At 37.6% G+C, this 21,779-nt stretch carries 14 protein-coding genes; 5 read left to right on the forward strand and 9 right to left on the reverse strand.

Annotation, left to right across the window (positions count from 1 at the left end; translation table 11 throughout):
* Positions 1-24: 24 nt before the first annotated feature.
* The 3 genes from BC008_RS45585 to BC008_RS45595 all read right to left on the reverse strand — a co-directional run bounded on the left by BC008_RS45585 (position 25) and on the right by BC008_RS45595 (position 6,380).
* Positions 25-2,634, reverse strand: a complete 2,610-nt coding sequence (locus BC008_RS45585) for a GAF domain-containing protein (protein WP_027843402.1) — start codon at positions 2,632-2,634, stop codon at positions 25-27.
* A gap of 706 nt (positions 2,635-3,340) precedes the next feature.
* Entirely contained in the window at positions 3,341-4,477 is a 1,137-nt protein-coding gene (locus BC008_RS45590) for a glycosyltransferase family 4 protein (RefSeq protein ID WP_027843401.1), read from the reverse strand.
* Positions 4,478-5,231: 754 nt separating this feature from the next.
* A complete protein-coding gene (locus tag BC008_RS45595) occupies positions 5,232-6,380 on the reverse strand; it encodes an NAD-dependent epimerase/dehydratase family protein (protein WP_027843400.1) in 1,149 nt (382 codons plus the stop codon).
* A gap of 872 nt (positions 6,381-7,252) precedes the next feature.
* Here BC008_RS45595 and BC008_RS45600 point away from each other — a divergent pair.
* The gene (locus BC008_RS45600; protein ID WP_027843399.1) at positions 7,253-7,630 is read left to right on the forward strand and encodes a hypothetical protein; all 378 of its coding nucleotides are present in this window, start codon (positions 7,253-7,255) and stop codon (positions 7,628-7,630) included.
* Between the two features lie 223 nt (positions 7,631-7,853).
* Entirely contained in the window at positions 7,854-8,354 is a 501-nt protein-coding gene (locus BC008_RS45605) for a hypothetical protein (protein ID WP_027843398.1), read from the forward strand.
* Positions 8,355-8,398: 44 nt separating this feature from the next.
* On the opposite strand, the gene BC008_RS45610 is transcribed toward BC008_RS45605, so the two are convergent.
* Complete coding sequence (locus BC008_RS45610) at positions 8,399-8,899, reverse strand: cupin domain-containing protein (protein ID WP_058184909.1); 501 nt, start codon at positions 8,897-8,899, stop codon at positions 8,399-8,401.
* 187 nt (positions 8,900-9,086) lie between these two features.
* On the opposite strand from BC008_RS45610, the gene BC008_RS45615 reads away from it, so the two are divergent.
* Positions 9,087-12,878, forward strand: coding sequence for a WD40 domain-containing protein (locus tag BC008_RS45615; protein ID WP_321170117.1), 3,792 nt, complete (start codon positions 9,087-9,089; stop codon positions 12,876-12,878).
* Positions 12,879-12,978: 100 nt separating this feature from the next.
* Here the strand turns inward: BC008_RS45615 and BC008_RS45620 are convergent, their stop codons facing one another.
* Together BC008_RS45620 and BC008_RS45625 are read right to left on the reverse strand one after the other, a co-directional pair.
* Positions 12,979-13,953, reverse strand: a complete 975-nt coding sequence (locus BC008_RS45620; protein ID WP_058184911.1) for an aromatic ring-hydroxylating oxygenase subunit alpha — start codon at positions 13,951-13,953, stop codon at positions 12,979-12,981.
* Between the two features lie 187 nt (positions 13,954-14,140).
* Complete coding sequence (locus BC008_RS45625; protein ID WP_027843396.1) at positions 14,141-14,779, reverse strand: DJ-1/PfpI family protein; 639 nt, start codon at positions 14,777-14,779, stop codon at positions 14,141-14,143.
* A gap of 569 nt (positions 14,780-15,348) precedes the next feature.
* On the opposite strand from BC008_RS45625, the gene BC008_RS45630 reads away from it, so the two are divergent.
* On the forward strand, positions 15,349-16,086 hold the full coding sequence (locus BC008_RS45630) for a M50 family metallopeptidase (RefSeq protein WP_027843395.1): 738 nt from the start codon (positions 15,349-15,351) through the stop codon (positions 16,084-16,086).
* A 417-nt stretch (positions 16,087-16,503) separates the two neighbouring features.
* On the forward strand, positions 16,504-17,361 hold the full coding sequence (locus BC008_RS45635) for an alpha/beta fold hydrolase (protein ID WP_027843394.1): 858 nt from the start codon (positions 16,504-16,506) through the stop codon (positions 17,359-17,361).
* Between the two features lie 72 nt (positions 17,362-17,433).
* Here the strand turns inward: BC008_RS45635 and BC008_RS45640 are convergent, their stop codons facing one another.
* The 3 genes from BC008_RS45640 to BC008_RS45650 all read right to left on the reverse strand — a co-directional run bounded on the left by BC008_RS45640 (position 17,434) and on the right by BC008_RS45650 (position 21,629).
* The gene (locus tag BC008_RS45640; RefSeq protein ID WP_027843393.1) at positions 17,434-17,775 is read right to left on the reverse strand and encodes a hypothetical protein; all 342 of its coding nucleotides are present in this window, start codon (positions 17,773-17,775) and stop codon (positions 17,434-17,436) included.
* A gap of 123 nt (positions 17,776-17,898) precedes the next feature.
* Positions 17,899-19,911 carry a dynamin family protein gene (locus BC008_RS45645; protein WP_027843392.1) on the reverse strand — a complete coding sequence of 671 codons (2,013 nt, stop codon included), beginning with the start codon at positions 19,909-19,911 and terminating at the stop codon, positions 17,899-17,901.
* Between the two features lie 71 nt (positions 19,912-19,982).
* Complete coding sequence (locus tag BC008_RS45650) at positions 19,983-21,629, reverse strand: dynamin family protein (protein WP_036265505.1); 1,647 nt, start codon at positions 21,627-21,629, stop codon at positions 19,983-19,985.
* Between the last annotated feature and the right edge of the window lie 150 nt (positions 21,630-21,779).

A 21,779-nucleotide genomic window follows, 5' to 3' on the forward strand; every position in this document is an offset into this window, starting at 1 on the left:
TACTTGTTACTTGTTACTTGTTACTCATTTAACTTCCATAACCCGTACCCCATCCCATGAAGGTGGTGGTGGTTTTTTTAAGTAATTACTACAACGTTCTAAGTGAATAGCAACTGCTTTATCTGAAGGTCTAATTCTTCTTGCTGCATCGAAACGAATAACAGCATACTGAAAGTCTCTTGACAAATAAGCTCTGCGCCCAGCATCGTAGTGAGACAGAAACTCTTGAGTCGAATCTGTTAAACGCATACTGCGATCGCCAATTAATTCGTAGATATTAACGGCTTGATATTTACCTTTAACTCGAATTGTATCTAACTGTCGCGCCCAAATTCTTTCACTACATAAGTTATAAGTAAATTCGCTTAAAATAATGTCGCAATCGTATTCTTTGGTAACCGTCTCTAAACGAGCGCTCAAGTTTACACCATCACCAATAACTGTGTAATCCATACGCTTATGGGAACCAATATTTCCGGAGACCACTTCACCCGAACTAATACCAACACCAATTCGAATTTGTGGCTGTTCTTGAATAATTCTCCTTTCGTTGAATATCTTCAGACGCTGTCGCATATCCAATGCAGATTGTACCGCTCGCCAAGCATGGTCTTCTAGCTCCAGTGGCGCGCCAAATACCGCCATCAATGCATCACCAATAAATTTATCTAAAGTTCCTTCGTAATTAAATACTGCTTCCACCATCGTGCCAAAATACTGATTCAGAAGTGATACAACTTCTGATGCACCAAGATTTTCTGTAAGGGTTGTATAACCTCTAATATCTGAAAATAATATAGTTGCTTCCTTACGCTTACCCTTCATTAATTCATCTTCACCAAGCTCCATAACCTGTTCCGCTACAGTAGGAGTAAGGTAACGGTACATAGTAGTTTTCATCCGCTTTTGCTGGCTGATATCTTCTAAAACTACTAACCCGCCCCGCACCCCCCCTTCAGGATTAGTTAAAGGATTTACAGTTAAATTAATGCTGCGTTCGACTTCCTGAATTTTAATTTTCTCGTCATCCACTAATTCCAAACGAGGGCTAAGTAATTGATTCCAAGGAATAAATATATTTGAATCTTCATCTTCCCGCACAGCTAAAATGCACGTTTCTGGCGAGAACTCACTTTTGCTTGGATCTGAAGCTTCCAATGTAGTTCCTTCATACGGGATTCTCAAAGAAAATATTCCTGTCAAATGTTGTTCGGGAACAAAATGTTTTGCTCCAGTTTTTAAACTATCTTCCAGACGAAATTGTAAGTTCTCAATCGGTACTACTTCCCATACTAAGCGACCAATTAAGTTTCTCTCCCAAAAGTTTTTATTATTAATATTTTTAGTATTGTCTTCGTTTAAGTTGCAGCCCAATAATTCCAGTGCAGCATCGTTAATTGTAACTATTCTACCTTGCATGTCAGTAGAAATTACAGCATCAGATAAACTTTGCAGAATATCTTTTTGATATTGCTTTTCTAACAATACATTTTCAAACAGCCGAGCATTTTCTAGGGCTATTCCTGCTTGGATATTAAACGCCCGCATAAATTCTTCGTCGGAGTTAGAAAAACTTCCTTGCTGTTTATTAATTAACTGAGTAACACCAATTAATTCGTTGGCGGAATTAAATACCGGTAAACACAAAATATTTCGGGTTTCATAGCCAGTTCTTCTATCGGTTGATGGGTCGAAACGTGGATCTTTATAAGCATCTGGAATATTTAAAGCTTGACCGGTAGAAGCAACATAACCAACAATCCCACGATTACCCGGAATGCGAATTTCATGGACTGTTGACCCATCAGCAGCATCGATTTTAGTCCACAACTCACCCATTTCTTTGCGATACAAAAATAAAGTACTGCGGTCTGCTTGCATCAAAATCCGGGCTTGTTCCATGACTATTTTTAAAGTCGCTTCCAGATCCAAACTTTGTCCTAATGTTTGAGTCGCCCGCAGTAATGCTGTTGCTCCTCTTTGGTTACGAGCTGCAACATAAAAAGATTGACAAGTTTCGAGAATGATTCCAATTGAAGCTGCAAAATCTCGAAAGTGAATTTCGTCTTCCTGATCGAAGGGTATACTACCAGTTTTATTGGCTAGCTGCACCACAGCAACCACCTGATGTTTGCTGCTTAGAACTGGCATACACAAAATATTACAAATTTTGTAGCCCATTTGTTTTTCTAACTCTGGACTAAATAAAGGATGCTTACTAGCTTTAGATATGTTTAAGCATTCTCCTGTTTTGGCTACATGTCCGGGGATACCGACGTTAACTGGAATACGAATTTCTAAGGGTTTGTGACTGTTATCTTTGATAACTTTTGCCCATAATTGACCCTTATCGTTATCAACCAAAAAAATAGTTGTTTGTTCTGCTTGCAAGATTTGTCCAATCTTGAGTGTGATAGCCTCTAGAACCTTTTCCAACATAGTTTCTAGGGCTTCGTTGTTAATTAGTTCAATCGCTCGTAAAAATTGTTGGAATTCCGCAGTAATAAAATCGAGTAAACAAACAAATTCATTAACTGATAGATCTTTTACGCGTCGAAGTAGAGCATGTGTACGATTCACTTGTGTTAATTCTGTTAATGTAGCTAAAATGCTACCGGGATTAATAAGGTTCATAGGATAATAAAAATTTATTTATATGTGGCAATTTAAGATTTGAATTTAAGATTTAAATTTATAAATTATAGAATCCTAATTTTATAGTGGTTTATGCATTAGCGAGTTAGCGAGTAATAGTATAAGTTATCAAAGCGATCTGTAAATCTGTTTTAGGAGAAATACTTTTTAGGTGAAGTACATTTAAGGTTTGGCACGATCATTTATAAAGCCAATGGTAAAAACCAAAGGCATATATTTTTCTCAACTTTAATCGCTGAATTTTACTCAGGGGTAGATACAATAATTCCGGTACGACTGAGTCATAGTAAACCTTACCACTGATAATTTATGGCCGGTTTAACGGATATGCAGGCTCATAATTCTGCGATGCACACAATTCTGCTATAAATAGTACAACCTTAGACGAAAATAACTAATCGCTAATAATACAATTAGATATTTTATTTTGGTGAAAATTTTATGTAGAGATGCCAAGTATCAAAATTTTTTATATGTATTCCATCTAAAAATTATTTAGAGATATTGGATCTAGAAATATAAAATTTAGAGGTATAAAATTTAGGGATATAAAATTTAGAAATTATGTAAAGAGACGCAGCATGCTACGTCTCTACAAGTAAATTATATTGACACATAATTAATTTTTGGTCGTATCTATTACTAATTGGTGATTCCATCCAAAAAATTAAATTGTGCTAATAAATTATGCAGCTTGGGGAAATTCTTCTTTATTGAGTACTTGTCGATAGTGATTTTGCAATTGACTTGTTGCTGCTCCCCATCCCCAACGCTCTGCTTCTAAGCGAGCATTTTGTCGCAAAACTTCCCGTTCTTGTTTCTGTTCTAACAAACGAATAGTTGCAGCGATCGCTCCTTCGTCATCTTCTGTAGGTGCGAACAAAAACCCATTAACTCCATCAGTAACGATATCGGGAATTCCTCCAGAACGCGCAGCGACCACAGGACAACCTGCAGCCATTGCTTCTAGCAACACCAAACCCAAGGTCTCCGTGCGCGATGGGAAGACAAATGCATCCGCGCTTGCAAAAGCTGAAGCTAAATCAATTCCGGTCAAATAACCAACAAAATTAGTATTTGTATCGGCAAAATAACTTTCTAAAGCCTGACGATGAGGTCCATCTCCGACTAAAGCTAACCTTGAATTTGGTATGGCTTCAAGTATTGGTTTAATTCGTTCGATTTCTTTTTCTGGAGACAAACGTCCAACATAAAGCAACAAAGGACTTTCGGGATTATTTTCTGATAACCTGTTGCGCATTTCCTCAGAAGCGCGATCAGGGTGAAATATTTCTATGTCTACTCCCCTTTGCCATAAGTCTACCCGTTCAATGCCGTGGGTTTTTAATTCTTCCACCATGGCAGTTGAAGTACATAAATTCAATGCTGCTTGATTGTGAGTCAACTTTAATAGTTCCCACAAAAATCCTTCCAGCATTCCAAACCCGTAATGCTGAAGATATTGGGGTAAATGAGTATGATAGGAAGCAACTAAAGGTATATTATGAACCTTACTATGGAATATACCTGCAAATCCCAACATAGCAGGATTTACCACATGAATAAGATCGGGTTTAAAATCATCCAAAGCATCACCAATTGCCGGACGGGGTACAGCCAGTTTTAACTCTGGATATAATGGTAAAGGAAAACCGGAAACACCGTAAACTTTAGCTCCTTTGTATTCTGTGATACCACCTTCCGGCGAAATTACTAGCACTTTGTCGCCGTTACGTTGCAAATGTTCGACAGTATGAATCAGGCGAGTGACAATACCATCTACCTTAGGTAGAAAAGTTTCGGTGAGTAAGGCAATTCGCATAAATTAGAGGATGTTTAATCGCTATAAAATGTGGGTTTTTTAGTTGTCTGCACCAATTGAGAAAAGTAAAACATCATGTTTCTTCCCAAGGATAAAACCTCGCAGTTTTAGACATCAAGAACAAAAACCTGAGACTAATCCGATGGAAGATTCACATGTAGCAATAATTTTTACATTTGGTATTACAGTTTGTGAGCCTGAAAGGATATTTGGAAGTAATCAATTAAATCGGAATACTTCTTATATCTTTCTAAAACAATACTTCTTCAATAGAAGCAAAAAAGAAGGATAAAACCAAAATGATGTTAGAAAAAATACTTTTATTTCAGAACATCCTCTCAGACAACACTAAAAGATAGGATAAACTTTTTCCTGTCCTCTTCACACAGATTATCAAAAATTTATCTTACATTTTCTTTAGATTTCAGTGTTATGTGATTTTGTACACAAAATTTTGGGCGAAGTTCCAGGATTAGAAAATTATTTTTACAAATTATTTTAAAAATTATATTATTTCACAAGTTATTTGCCCATGATAGTGAACTACGTTGCAGGCTTTGTTTAAAAGATAAGTTCTAAAATAAATTTTAAATTGTAAGATGTGTTAAAGCAACTTTTAATCTGTCTGATGTAGAAGCGGTGTAAATTTTGATAATACTTGAGTAACATTTATATTTTGTGCAGAGACGTAAAGTTGTGACCTTACGGTCACATTTAGCTAATACGTCTCTACATGTTGGGAAGATAATTTATTTTATTTCCAAGATACTTTTGGTAGAATTTCTTGCTTGTCTACACGTTGTTGATATTTGACTGCAAAATTCAATAAAGAATCAAGCAAAGAGTCAGACAACAAATGTGGCTCTAATCCTAAATCGAGTAACTTGGTATTCTTAGCATTGAAGTAATGCTCTTCTAACTCAACTCTGGGATTTGCTAAATGGTCGACTTCTACATTTAATCCCATAGAATTTCCAGCCTTCTTGACCATCATTGCCAAATCACCGATGCTAAACAATTCCGTAAATTGGTTAAATACGCGGAATTCACCAGGAGCTGCTGGGTTAGAAATTGCAATCTCAATACAACGAACGGTATCGCGGATATCCAAAAATCCTCTGGTTTGCCCACCCTTACCATAAACTGTCAAAGGATGACCAATCGCTGCTTGAATACAGAAACGGTTGAGTGCTGTACCAAAGATGCCATCATAATCCAGGCGATTAATCAACATCTCATCCATACCAGTTTCATCGGTCAAGACGCCATAAACAATACCTTGATTTAAATCTGTTGCCCGCAAACCCCAGATTTTACAAGCAAAGTGGATATTGTGACTATCGTGGACTTTACTTAAATGGTAAAAACTACCAGGTTGTTTTGGATACGGGAGAGTATCTTTGCGCCCATTGTGTTCAATAGTGATGTAGCCTTCTTCGATGTCAATATTAGGTGTACCGTATTCACCCATTGTGCCCAACTTCACCAAATGGCAATCGGGGAAGTCTTGACGCATTGCATACAGTAAATTTAAAGTTCCAACTACGTTATTCACTTGGGTGAGAACCGCATGTTCGCGGTCTACCATGGAAAAAGGAGCCGAACGCTGCTCCCCAAAGTGCACGATTGCTTGGGGTTCAAATTTACGTAACGTTTTATGGAGAAATTCGTAATTTGTAATATCGCCAACAAATAGGTCGATGGATTTACCAGTCAAATCTTTCCAGCGCTGGAGGCGTTGTCCAATGGGGGCGATTGGGGTTAGAGTTTGAACTCCTAGTTCATTATCCCAGTGCCGCCGCACTAAACTATCTAAAATTCCAACTTCATGACCTTGATTAGAAAGGTAAAGAGCAGTTGCCCAACCGCAATAACCATCGCCACCAATTACCAGGACTTTCATTTTCACTAGTTTTTACTCGCTGATAGCTAAATCTACCAGGTTTATGTCCCCATCTAACCACCATTATTTCAAATAAAATTATCCCGATTAGTCTCAAAAGTAGAAATAGCAAGGGCGAGAGCCTTTTAGACAAATCAGTATTAATGCTTGTTAAGAATCTAAAATTTTTACATCCATCAATTTTTTTTAATAGATAGCTGTAACAAATAACATGTGTAATTGGCGCTAGAGCGCCGGTGTGAAGCGAGCGCGACTGGAATTAATCTGCTCAGTATTATTTTATATGCTTAAAATCAAGTACTAAATACAACAATTAATCTGAAATTCGATTTACTTTAAAATTTTAATTAAAAACAGGAAAAATAAGAAGAAAAAATTATTTGCACTTTATAGATCTTGACTAAAATCAAATTATTTGCATATTAATTAATCTTTGTTATTGTAAAGATTCTCATTTGGATGAAGTACAGAATTATCGTTTTTAGCAAACAGCGAACAGGAAAAAATGCTCGTCCAAAAAATTATGGGAAAACAGAAAACAGCGACATAATACTCTGTTAGAGATTGAAATCAGCAACTTGGAATAATACACAGAAAATCAAATCACTTAATTAATAAATGCATGCCATATTACAATGAATAGCAAATTTCAAATTTGATTCTGTTGCTTTTCAGCATAAATTTCGCGATCAAAGAATATTAAAAAAGCAGATAAAGACAAAATGTCAGTCAAAATCAAGGGAAAAAGCTGCCGAGCATTCATAAGATGACACAATAGGTCTTGTATAGCCTCATGTTTCCAGGTGCTTCAGTTTAAGACAGTCGAATTGCCGAATCACTTTTAGTTTTTTGTTTTCTAGCCAGACAATTATATGACTCAAGTAACATCACAAGAAATAGCTCAGTTTCGTTCCCAGTTAGCTGAGAATAATACAGCAATGGAAGTTCTGGACCTGATAGAGGACTGTGAAGGGGATTTGGGAGATGCGGCGATGACACTTGCAATTAAAATCGGTCAACAGCCAGATATTACAAATTGTGAGTGGTTGGATGCTTTAGCGAGAAAATGGCGTGCTGTTATTTGTCAAAGTGAGTATCGTAACGACTTGCGAGAAGGTTCTGTGGGCGGGATAATTGGACACTTGGAAAGCATTTCTGAATTCCCAAATATTTTAATTTTGCCTGTCTTGATGTACATTCTCAAGCAGGGTGTAAGTAATTTTTGCGAACCACTTGATGGAATCAAATAAGTTGTCAGTTAACTGTTAACTGTTACCAGTTTATGGCCAACGCCACGCCCTTACGGGCTACAGTTGTCAGTTACCAGTTAACGGTTAATGTGCGATCGCGGGTGTAGTAACTAGAGCCTGCAGCGTTAGCCACATTACGAATTACGAACTGTTTTAATTTATCAGAATCTATTAGGCTACTAACATACCAAACTACAATTAAACAATTTATTTTTATATCGCAATGAATTACCTTGTTGCCGTACTACCAGATCGCATTCAAGCAGAAGCTGCTTCTGTGGCTTTAGAAAAAAAAGAAATTAACAGCACTATTTTGGGTAAGGGCTACAAAAGTGCTGATGAGTTTGGCTTGATAGACCCAAAAGAGCAAGCTAAAAAGCAGGCACGTTTAATGGCTTTTTGGTTAGTTCCTTTTGGTTTTTTTGCTGGTACCACTTTTAGTGTTATTACTGGTTTAGATACTTTCGCCTGGGCTGGTGAAATTGGAAATCATGTTGTTGGCGGTTTGCTCGGAGCAGCAAGTGGAGCAATGGGAAGTATTGTAGCTGGGGGAGGTGTAGGTTTGATTTCCGGTGGTGGCGATGCGTTACCCTATCGCAACCGCCTTAATGCTGGTAAATATTTAGTCATAGTCCAGGGAAGCGAAAGTATCATTAAGAGTGCGACTGGTATTTTGCGTCAGTTCGAACCGGAAAATCTTCAGGGTTATGCTGCTGAAGGTTAGAACTTGTAAAGGTTAGAACTTTTGAAGATTAGGATTTATGAAAGTTAGGATTTGGTTTTGGGTGCAGGGCTCAAAATCAGATCGAAGGGCTGCTCATATCGGGCAAATACCAAACAAGGATTTTGACCACACAGAACGGAATGCTTTGTACCACTTGGTAAATCTAGATAGGAGTTAGCCGGTAATTTTTGCTTGTTACCGTCGTCAGCGATATATGTGATTTCGCCTTCACTTAAAAAGAGAACTTCGCGACTACTATGGGAATGGTGGGGAAAAGTATAACCAGCAGGTAATCGAATCATTACTTCTGATGCTCCCTTTGTAGTGTTACCGTTCAAAACAGCGACTTGTGCCCCTTGGGGTATTCCATCTATCGGCTTCCAACTCAAGCTTGATAGATTCGCAATAGTGCTATTGCTCTTTTCTAAGGAGAGAGCAGACTGGGTAGGAAACAGAATTCCTGTAAATAATACTACAAGAGAAATAGTAATGAGGGTGAATTTTAATATTATTGTTTTGGCTATTTCTAAAACTTTGGATAACATGGTGTCTGTCGTTTTAATAACTACACCTATAGTTTTTAGTTGCTACGAAAAAAAAGTACCAGTCAAAATGAGAAGTTAAGCAGACAACTTAAGACTCAATTCACCCTAAGATAAAAGAATAAATATAGCGAGCGCTATGCGCAAGCTAAAAGTCAAAACTTGAATACTCATAGGTTTTGGCGCGTCTATGACGTTAGCGGGTCCGCTAATATTTCAACTTGTTGTCCTCAAGATGCCTAACTTTCACCACAGATCAAAACGTAAACGGGGAGTAATTCTCTCTCCGGAAGGTTGGCAGCGTCTATACTCAGCACAGGCACAATCAGAAATTGAAGCTAACAAAGGAGAATCTTACACTTTAGAAGATTTAAATGAACTAACAGGATTGAGTCCCCATACCCTCACTAAAGTTCGTCGACGTCAAAGTCCTGTAGATAAGCGATCGCTGGAAGACTACTTTAATACTTTTAATCTCACTTTGACCCTCAGGGATTACGTTTTACCAACTTCGGAAACAAAAATTTATCAACAACGGGTCACTCCGATTCAACAAGATTGGGATGAAGCTATCGATGTTTCCCTGTTTTATGGTCGAGCAGAAGAACTAGCAACCTTAGAAACATGGCTCCTGGGAGATCGTTGTCGGTTAGTGACTGTTTTAGGTATGGGAGGTATTGGAAAAACCGCGTTGGCTGTAAAGATAGCCCAACAGTTGCAATATCAGTTTGAATTTGTCATCTGGCGAAGTTTGCGTAACGCTCCACTCTTAGAAAATCTTCTGGGCGAACTAGTCTCATTTTTATCAGAAGGACGGGAAAACCAAGGAGACATTAAGTTACTTCTCCAATGTTTGCGTTCGAGAAGAAACCTGATAATTTTAGATAATATTGAGACTATTTTACTTCCTGGTGAATGTGCTGGCCAATATCGGTCGGGTTATGAAAACTATGGTGAATTGCTCCGGTTAATTGGGGAGACTGCTCATTCAAGTTGTCTGCTACTAACCAGTCGAGAAAAACCTGCCGAAATAGCTACTTTGGAAGGAACAGAACTATCAGTTCGCTCTTTACAAGTTGGAGGTTCGCTCCTTGCTGCAAGGGCTTTACTCCAAGCAAAAGGGCTATCCGGCTCCGAAACTCAAAGACAAGAACTATGCGATCGCTATGGCTGCAATCCTTTAGCGATCAAGATTGTTGCAACTTCGATTCAAGATTTATTTGATGGTGATATCGAAGCTTTTCTCGCTCAGGATACAACAATTTTTAACAGTATTCAGAAACTTTTAGCCCAACAATTTGAACGTCTTTCTCCTCTAGAGCAAACAATAATGTATTGGTTGGCGATTAACCGAGAGTGGACTACTATTTCTGAATTATTAGAAGATATTTTTCCTGCTGTTTCTAAAGCCGATTTATTAGAAGCATTAGAATCTTTAAGGTGGCGCTCTCTGATTGAGAAAGATAGCCCAAGACTAATGGAAAGGCAATTTGGTGGCTATACTCAACAACCAGTAGTTATGGAGTATGTCAGCGATCGCTTGATTGGGGAAGTAAGTAGCGAAATAGCACGGGTGAATTCTTTTCCAAACTTGTTTTGCAGTTACGCTTTAATTAAGGCTACTGCTAAAGACTATGTCAGAGAAAGTCAAATTCGCGTAATTTTAAAACCCATTGCTGCTCATTTAAACCGAAATTTTGGCTCTTCAAAATTAATAGAACGGCAGTTACAGAACATACTCAAATTATTAAGGGATTCAGAGATTCCATTATCTGGCTATGGAACTAGTAACCTAATCCATCTTGCTTATCACCTCCATATTGATTTGAGTGGTTATGATTTTTCCAGTTTAAGAATTTGGCAAGCTTATCTGCAAGGATTAGCCTTGCATCGGGTTAATTTTGCCCACGCTGATTTCGCAAAGTCAGTTTTTACTCAAACCTTTGGAAGTATTTTATCCGTATCTTTTAGCCCAACTGGTAAATTTTTAGCCATGGGAGATACCAAGGGTCAGATCTATTTGTGGCAAGTAGCCTCATCGCGATTACTCCTTACCTTTGAAGGACATAGTAGTTGGGTTGTATCATTGCATTGGAGACCCATGAACTTAGAATCTCCAGATAAAGAAGATACAATTCTTGCTAGTAGTTCTTACGATAGAACTGTAAGACTGTGGAACCCCCATACAGGGCAATGTGTAAAAACTTTAACTGGACATCCCAATTGGGTTTTGTCAGTAGCCTGGAGTCCAGATGGTAATACCATTGCCAGTGGTGGTGACGATGGAACAATCAGACTTTGGGATTACCGTACAGGACAATGCGTAAAAATTTTAACTGGACATCATAACTGGGTGTTATCTATAGCCTGGAGTCCTGGAAGTACAATTTCTCCCCAGGACATTGGTAAAACTAAAGCTCAAATTCTCGCTAGTGGTGGCGATGACAGAACTGTTAGGATTTGGGATATTGCTCAAGGTAAGTGCATCAAGATTTTATCTGATCATACAAATTGGATCAGAACTGTTGCTTGGAGACCTGTAAGCAAAGAATCTCCACAGAGTACCGAACAAGTAATTGCTACTGGAAGCGACGATCGCACAATAAAACTTTGGAATCCTAACACTGGAGAATGTCTTAAAACTTTAACAGGGCATACCTATTGGGTATCATCAGTTGTTTGGAGTCCGGATGGACAAACTCTCGCTAGTAGTTCCCACGATCGCACTATTAAGCTTTGGAATTTTAACCAAGGCAAATGTCTCAAAACCTTGCACGGACACAGTAAATGGGTCTGGTCATTAGCCTGGAGTCCCAACGGGAAAACTCTTGCTAGCGGTTCGTACGACCAGAGTATGAAAATCTGGAATGTTCCCGCAGGTCAATGTATCAGAACTTTGCAAGGTTATACCAACTGGATATTTTCAGTTTCATGGAGTCCAGACGGACAAACCCTTGCTAGTTGCAGCGAGGACCGAAGTATTAAGCTATGGGATATCGGTCAAGGAAAATGCATCAAAACCTTATCTGGACATGGGGGTTTTGTTTTATCAGTAGCCTGGAGTCCTTGTAACATTAAATCTTCAGGAGAGATTGGGCAAATTATTGCCAGTGGTAGCGATGACCAAACCGTGAAGATTTGGGACCCCAAACAGGGAAAATGCATCAAAACCTTATTTGGACATAGGGGTTTAGTTTGGTCAGTAGCAATCAGTCCTGATGGAAAAATAATTGCTAGCGGCAGTAACGACAGAACTGTAAAACTCTGGGATATTAGTACGGGTGAATGTTTGTTATCTTTAGATGGACACAACGATTTAATTCACTCCGTAGCCTGGAGTCCAGACGGGCAAATTTTAGCCAGTGGCTCCTATGATAAAACCGTGAAGTTATGGGATCCCAAGACAGGTGAATGTTTATTTACCTTGCAAGGTCATGAAAATTGGGTCCGGTCTGTAGCTTGGAGTCCGCCAAGAAAAACTTCAACAGGGGAAATCAGCAAAATCCTTGCTAGTAGTTCTTCTGACCAAACAATTAGAATTTGGGATATCCAAAAGGGTAAATGTCTGAAAATATTGCAGGGAAGTATTAGTCAAATGGGGTCGGTGACTTGGAATCCTTTTGACTCAGTTTCGACGGAGTGTAGCGACGGAATCATTGCTAGTAGTAGCGCTGACCAGACAGTAAAACTTTGGGATATTAATACCGGTGAATGTATTCAAAGTTTGCAAGGACATACCAATCAGGTCGGCTCGATAGCTTGGAATCCCGTAATTGAAATGTCACCGGGAAAAGGAATTGGTCAAATCTTAGCAAGTAGTAGCGCCGATGAGACAATTAAATTGTGGGATGTCAAAACAGGTGAATGTTTGAAAACCTTGAGAACTGACAGACCCTATGAAGGCACAAATATTACAGGAGTAACAGGTTTATCAGAAGCACAGAAATCGACTCTGTATGATTTAGGTGCTTTTTCATACTAAAATTATAATTAAGTTGATCGCTGTATCTCTATATGAATGGGACAAATCCCCAAGCCAATCAACCTTGCTGGAAAGTTGCCCAGTATAGGGAAGTTAATTTTTATGGTTCTATATTTTTATGAGTATTTTGATACATTAATTGCTCATGTCGTTTCAAGTAGTGTGCACTTCCAGTATCTGGGTAAACTAGTTTATTAGTACTTTTTTTCGCGTTTTTGGGTTTTAGCGATCGCAGTATGGGTAAATCTTGCTTTTCTTGGAAGATCTTGAATTCAACCATCAGAATAAGCCATGATACAAACCAACCAATCACTGGTAATTTGACATAATCTTGGTAGTAGCGAATTGCAACCCACGAATAATCTCGATCAATGGGTGTAACCACAACAACAAGGCGCACTTTTGGTGCCAACTCCAGTAAGGTTAATTGGGGAAAGATAACTATAATCCGAAAAAACCACCCTGGTGATTCTTCTGCAGATTTGCCATTATCTTGGCGCAATTGTCCCCAAGTGCGAATAAAATCACCGTTCACTTCAACCTTATAGGGGTCGAGAAGGGTACCTACACCAGGAGTAACAGAACGATGTACAAAGGGTAGATGGTGAATGTCAAAGTTATTTTCCATGATTCGGGAATAATGAATATCCCACACCTGGGAACTCTCTGCAGTATGGGCTAAGTCGTTGGGGAGTTCCTCAAACCAAGGTAAATCGGGGAGAGACAATCGCTCTTCACCCCACCAAATCCAAATAAATTCTTGAGCTTCACGAGTAGGAAATTTCTTTACCCTAAATCCGGGTGGAATTAGGGCGTTTTTCCCTATGCAGGGCATTAGTCTGCATTGTCCCTTGATATCATACTGAAAACCATGATAGGGACACTCAATACAATCATTTTTTACTTTTCCGAGGCTTAGAGCAGCTCCTCGATGAGGGCACCTATCTATCATACAGATGGCCTTACCCTTAGCATCTCGCCAAAGAACCAACTCTTCACCCATACGCTTAATATGAACTGGCTTATGACGTAGCTTTTTCGACTCAAAAATAGCGTACCAATAGTTGAAAATCATAGTTTAATTCTCCGATATAATACAAATAGGACTTGGGCACGGATAATATAATTACAGTGATTGCATAGTCCAGCCAAAACGTAATTCTGTCGAACACACATAAAACCATCAAAGTTGAAATCAGTTTTATAGTAAATGTGGGCATTATTTGCCCACTTGAGGAAAATATGAAAATTTGTGAGCTTTTTTAAGCCATTAGTGTTTCAACTGCACCTTTAGCAATTTCGATAGTTTTGGCGGATGCTTTTTCGAGCGAACCAGAATCTAAGGGTGGCTGTGGATCGTATTCGAGCAGAAGCTGAATCGTTTGGGCTATATCAGAACCTGCAATTTCTTTAGCCAGGTGCAAAGCCATATCAACACCAGCTGAAACCCCAGCAGCGGTGATGATTTTTCCCTCTTGAATAAACCGTTTATTTACATATTCGGCTCCAAAATCTGAAATGAAATCTCTAGCGAACCAATGTGTTGTAGCCTTCAAACCTTGAAGAATCCCTGCTGCACCAAGGATTAGTGAGCCAGTACATACTGATGTTGTCCATTGGGAAGATCTATGAGTTGTTCGTACCCAATCGAGAATGATTTCATCTTTGGTTGAGGCGAGAGTACCTGCGATTCCCCCAGGGATAAGGATAATATCTGGATTTAAAACCTCAGAAAGCTCAAAATCTGCAACCAATGAGAGTATTTTATTATCCGTTATGATTGGTCCCTTGTTTTTCGCAACAAAGTAAACTTTTGCTTCTGGTAGACGACTTAGTACTTCGTAGGGTCCAACCGCATCGAGAGCGGTAAATCCATCATAAAGTAAAATAGCGATATCCATAATTTTCTCCTTTCATCTTTACTGGAGTTCGTTTTGATATGATTCAAGGCTGCAATGCCGGTGTTTGAATGATTTGAGGCAGACTAATTACCGTGTTTAGCTCGGTAAAAAGCTATTCAGTTTCTCAATTGATCCTGTTGATTTAGTTGCCTTTCAATTGCAATTCTGTATGTAATTACTGCACCGATATCTTCAGAACCTTTAGGAATCTTCTGTAAATTCAATAGAATTAGAAAATTGAAATTCACATATTCAGTTTGCACAAACTGATGAAAAGCTACCAGTGAATTTCGCAACTTAAGAGAACAACTTAAAGAGTTACTGATAAGATATATCTAATATTTCTTATCCAAAGTTTTGCTGATAAATACTTTTTGTGTATTTGTCAGTTTTTAATTATGCTGATCGCGAATATCACATAAACCTAAGAATACAGCATAAAATAACCAAGTGTCCGATACTTATGTGAATAAATCCTACCAGTCTTTTTACGGATAACTCGTATAAGCCCTGTAGTTAAAAACTATTGGTCAATCACAATAGCCCCGGTATGTTTAGGAATATTATTTATGAGCCAATCGTGGAATGATTTAGCTCGCGAGTTGGGAATTAGTACCCTTAGTCCTGATGCTCGTCCAGAATTATTTTTATTAATTACTATTGCGATCGCTACCGTGTTTTTATGGCAAATTCCAGGAGGAAAAATCCTGATTTACCCTTTCACAATTCTAGCTACTTGGTTTCATGAGATGGGACATGGGTTGATGGGAATAATTTTGGGAGGGGATTTTGAAAGGTTAGAAATTGAAAAAAACGGTAATGGATTAGCCCGATGCAGTGGTAATTTTTTTTTGGGACGAGTTGGTAATGCTTTGTTTTATGCTTCAGGTTCCATGTTTCCACCCATTGTTGGTGGGGGGTTAATTATAGCTTCCCGTAATTTGCAGATATCCCACAATCTTTTAGTGGTTCTTGGTTTATTTTTAATCTTTTCTGCTATAGTTTGGGTACGAACTAGTTTTGGAATTTTAGTCATTCCCTTATTAGGTTTCTTTATTTTGGTCATTGCGCTGAAAACTCCTCTGGATGTGCAGAAGTTCGCAGTTCAATTTATTGGAGTTCAGGCTTGTATAAGTACGTTTAAAAACTTTGGCTATTTATTTACTTATCAGATACCTGGGGGATTTTCCGATACCGCTAGAATTGCTGAAAACTTATTTTTACCTCACTGGTTTTGGGGAATTATTATGACAATTGCATCTTTAGAAATCTTACTCCAAAGTCTAAGGATTGCTTATTTTATATAGTTTGTTATTTAAATCTTTAATTAACGAAATACAAGATTTACAAGCAAAAATATACTACTCCTGTTGGGCGCATTTCGGTGCGTCCTTATCTTTTACAGATAGTATTCGAAAACCGTGTTATCCTCTTGTGTCACTTTCGACAAAGAATAATCTACAACAAAACATCAGTGAATTATATCTACAAGTTTATATCCACAAGCCAATTGCTGAGCCAATTCGTGAGATGATTGTTGATATATAGATGTAGAGAAGTGTTAGATCACCTCTCTACAGCAAACCTTTAATTAAAAATTTTTAATTAGGTAAGCAAAGTTCCTCCCTCGGGGAGGTTAGGAGAGGGTTCGCACCTTAGGAACCTTAATAAAGTATTCTTTATTACCAACTTTAATTTAAACTAATTAAAAACCTTTAAAAACAGTGTCAATAACAGAACATAAAATTACCGTCAACTCACTAGAATGGTTTTATCGTCAAGCCGAACCGGTTGGTAGAAGCGATTTACTTCCAGTTGTTTTACTTCATGGTTTAGTTTCCCAAAGTTATAGCTGGCGCTATATTTTACCTGAACTCGCAAAACAAGGAACAAGAGCGATCGCGCCGGATTGGATTGGATGTGGTTTCTCTGCAAAACCAGAAAAACGAGACTTTGCATATACCCCAGATGCTTTTATTAAAGCTTTTGAAGAATTTATTCAAGCCTTAGAACTGGAACGCTTTTCTCTAGTTATCCAGGGTTTTTTAGGTTCTGTAGGATTACAATATGCCCTGCGTCATCCGGAAAAAATTGCTAATATCTCAATTCTTAACACCCCAGTTTCCACTACAGCTAAAGTTCCCTGGAAAATTCAACAGATGGGTTTACCTTTAGCTGGGGAAATGATGACTCAGGATCCATTACTAGTAGACCGAACCTTGGAAGGAGGTAGTCGCTATGTGATTGCTGAGGAACATTTGGGAGTTTACCGCAAACCATTCTTAACTGCTTCAGCTTCAGGTCGTAGTTTACTGGCAACTATTCGTAATTTGCAACTACCAAAAATTACAGCAGAAATTGAGTCTGGTTTTAAAGAATGGCAAAATCCAGTTTTATTGCAATGGGGAAAAAATGACCCCTGGTTAAGTCTGGAAATGGGAGAAAAGTTTGCTGATTCTTTACCTGATGGAGGGATAATCAAACTTAATAATGTTGGACATTACTCCCAGGAACATCACCAAGAGGTAATTTTGCAAGACCTCTTACCTTTTGTCCGGTGTAAAGATACTGAAAACAAATAGAAAGACGAAAATTATTTTCCTTTATTAAAAAACTTAAGGAATAATAAGGTATTTTTGTCTGTTATTTGTCTATCATTTGCATCTGTTTAAACTAGTTCTGTAGCGACAGTTATTTTGTTCCATCCAATTTTGCTTTTTTCTCTGTATGTTCTGATATTTTTTGCAAGCGTACTGGTTGCCCCTAATACAAGCATTATATAATTGGACTTCATACTGTCGTTGCTTTTGTATCTCCGGTTGAAGCTTTTCAATTTCTCGTTCAGCCTCTCCAATCGTCACATTGGTATTATTAAGCTCTTGCTGTAAACCGTCAAGAATATCGGCTTTTGCACTGGAAGCAAACATAAAACTACTAACTAACAAGATAGTAAATTTGAAAATACAGGAAATATTTTGGATGAGTGAGTAATTCATTGTTTCTAACTTTTAAGTAATTTTTACTACTGAATCTGTTCAACTCCTCTATTTAAATTAATTCGAGCTAGAGAATTAGAACATTTCTGGGGAAAAGTATTTTGATGGGATGGAATTTTGAATTTATTTGTTTGTACCGGAAATAGCGACTTGAGAGATTAAATCGTCTAATTCCTGGTCAATTCGATTCACGTTTTGAATTAATGTATCTAATTGCTTGAGTTTTTTATCAACTTCTTTTTGACCTTTTTGTTTTTCAGCAAGTACATTATTAACTTGTTGTCGGATATTTTGAATTTCTGCTCCTAGTCCTTCATCTACAAGGTCTTTAACTTTACTGAGTTCTGCAGAAACACTATTACCAACATTTTCAATAATCTCAACTGTTGTGTTGTTTAGTTGTTCTGAGAATTTTTTAGCTACTTCTTGCTTTATTTTATTTCCAAGTCCGCCTTCCATTAATTTACCGTGAACTAAGGCAGCTACTAACATTGGTACTAAAGTTACAGGATTAACCCCTAAAATTACGTAACCTATAATTCCAATTACTAGTTGTGGAATTAAACTTTTCAACATCTCTTGATAGCCAAATCTTGCACCGATAGTAGCCGAACCAATTCCTCCTACTAAAAAGCCACCTGCAGCGGAAAGAACTCTTTCAAATGCAGAAACATCCCTAACACCAACATCTCCTTTTGATACATCTACTCTAGAAACAGAAACTCCAGAGATTTCCAAACGAAGCTTATCTACTCGCTTGACAAATTCTGTAGCTTCAACATCAAGAGAATCTCTAATGTATTCCATCCTTTTTTCTAGTAATGGCTCTAGTTCTAAATTTTGCCAATTTACAAACTCTGCTTCTAATTTACTTTCTAAATAACTAACTATTTCTTTTACTGCTGCTTCTATACTCGGTCGAGGGTCAGTAAATAATAACTTAATCTCACTCTCAAGCTCATAATCCTGAGCGACAGTTTTGATTTTAGGAACTAAATCTCGACAAAAATCTTTAGTTTTATAATTGACTTGCTCTTTAGATTCTTGAATTAAGTTTTCTAATCTTCTAACAATACTCAGACGTTTTCCTTCTAAATTTCTTAAGGGTTCTTGTGCTGCAGCATACCGCCGTTCCAATTCTACTACGTCGGTCTGAAGCATATTCCTTTGCTCCGGTATGCTTGTTCTAACTTCTCGAATTGAATTTTTTAACTCTTGAGCAGGGCGAAGAATTTTGATTCGACCCCTTTCATTTGTTAAAAAGTTCTGTAGTTCCGTTTCTAATTGTGGTACGCCAGATTTTTCTAATTCCTCTTGTACGCCGTCTAGTTTACCATCTAATGCTCCCAGAGCATTGATAAAGAAAATTCGTTTTGCGTCTTTTCTAGTACGGGAAGATAACTTCTTAATAGCAAAATTTTTGACTTTTTCAATGTCATTTTTACGAATCATATTAATACGATTGCAGACAAAGAAAATATCTTCATGTCCCATCGGTATCAGTTTATTATCAACCACTTCTTGCTCAGAACGAGCAAATAGTTGTTCGCAAGAAAGTACAAGAATTATTGCATCAACGTTAATGAGATAATTCTCAGTAACTTGTTGACGGGTTTTATGCTCATTTAAACCAGGAGAATCAATGATTTCTACACCGTTTTTACAAAGTTCCAAAGGCCAAAAAAGTTCCAGTTTTTCATATGGACTTTCATTAATTGCTTCACTTTCATTTTCATCATCTTTGATAACTACATATTCTTCAATTTGATCTATTGGTACATTTAAAGGCTGTTGTAATGATTTCCCATCAGATTTATTAAAATGCAACAAAGCACTTTTGGTGTCACTCCATTTCACTTCATTAATAATTGCAGTAGTTGGTGTAGAGTATGCAGGCAAAATTTCTTCACCTAATAAGGCATTAATAAATGTACTTTTGCCTCGTTTAAATTCGCCAAGTACCATAACTTTAAAACTACTCGACTGTACTAAATCTTTCAACAATTGAAGATTTGTTTCTCGTTCGGGTTGATTGAGGAGTCGTACAACACCAATTTGACGCTCAATTAGATTGACTAAAATACTAGTCTTTTCCTTAAATTCTTCATAGCCTTTATAATTTATTGTCTGTAGCATATTTTTATCCTCCATGAATTTTTATTTACTTTAAGCAGATGTCTAACTTTTAACTTTTGACTTCTAATCATTTACATTGAAAAAGCAGAAACTATTTCTTGCTGCAAATTTAAACTTAATTCGATAATTTTTTGCCAATCATTTTCATTGTTAACAACAGAGTTTTTGATATCTAAAGCGTTTTTATTGGTAAATATCCAAGCATTTTGTTCTGTTTGTACATCATCTATAATTCTTTGATATAACTGGCGTAAACGCTCTGAAACTTGTTGACAATACTCATCAATAGAAATTTCAACTACACGTTTCAATTCCTCTGATAAAACTTCTCTTTGTACATCTAACTCTTTGTTAAGAAACTGTTCGCTGACTAGTAAAACTCCTGTGCTAGCGGCGATTCCAATTGGACCACCTAAAACTGAACCACTAATCATTGCTGCGGTACTACCAATTCTTGTAAGTAAGCGATATTTTTTTACGTCAGTGATGTCTCGACTCTCAAGTTGAAACTGAATTCCTGTATTTTGCTGTGGTGTAAAAACTTGGTGTTTTACTGTTGTATGAAAAAGTGTTTCTACCTCATTTTGTAACCATTCAATATCTTGAGTTAAAAATTTCAATAAAGAATTTTCGAATTTACGACTCAAAATTGTTAATTCACGTCTGAGACGAAAAGGTAAGTCCCGTTCCCACCAAAGTTTTAAATCTGGAGTTCTTTGAATCTCAAATTCTAAGTTTTCAATAAGTTCTTCTTTGCAATCTGTAATTTTGTGACGTATTTCTTGAGCCCGTTTCAACCGTAACGTATCTAGTTCAAGTCTTAGATTCTCCCAATTGATGTCTGCTTTTTCCAGTTCATTCTCAACTTGCTGCATAGAGCGTTTTCTTTCTTCTGCATTCATCTGTATAGTGGAGATAGCCCCTTGCGCTATCTCTACGACCTGAGTTAGCCAGTCACTAAGTTGTTCGGATACTTGACGACTGCGCCATATTCGACGTTCACCTTGAGCTACTAAAAATTCTATTTGAGTTCTGATACTTGCTAAAGCGTCTATGTCTTGCTGTGATTGTGCAATGGGATATGTCGAAAGTACAGGAACATTACTCGCAACATTAGCAATTCGATGCTTAATGCTCTCCATTACCTTCGCTCTTTCCTCTGCAGGAATCATATCTAATTTAGATACTGCAACCATAATACGAGGGATATGGCGACCGATTACTTCTTGTTCGAGAAAAGCTGCTTCTGTCATACTGAATGGAGAGGTTGCACTGACAAGTAAAACTGCTGCATCGCATTGGTTTAATAAGTCATAAACCATATTTGTTCGCCGATCACTCAGGTCTCCTGCACCGGGAGTATCAATAATTTCTGCATCTAGCGATCGCAACCATTCGTGATTCAAGTTAATACGTACCCCAGCAAATACTTCTTGTTCGGAACCTGCTCGATCAGTTGCGAATAGTTGCTCCCAAGATGCTTCTTCTAGAGGTCGAATATCTATTTTTCCCCTTACTCTGACTTCGATCTGTTCTTCGGAAGCTGCAACAATAGAGGTGAGACTTGCTGTGGTGGGTAAGCTACCTTCAGGTAAAATATTTCTATTTAATAAGCGATTAATTAGGTAACTTTTACCCCGACTAAACTCACCAACAAATGCGAGGCGAAATCCTGGTAGAGTTTGTCTGTGATTAATGGCTGTTAAAAATGCAGACATCTGCTTTCCTAATTCTTTATTCTCAGAAAAAAGACAATTTGCAATTACAGTACATTGCTTAAACGCAATACCCGTGAATGAAATGCTCAAGCTGCCTTTGGAACAATAATTTCTAAATCTTTTTTCAAATCTCTAATTTCCGATTTATGA

It is taken from the genome of Mastigocoleus testarum BC008, assembly GCF_001456025.1.
Lineage (GTDB): Bacteria > Cyanobacteriota > Cyanobacteriia > Cyanobacteriales > Nostocaceae > Mastigocoleus > Mastigocoleus testarum.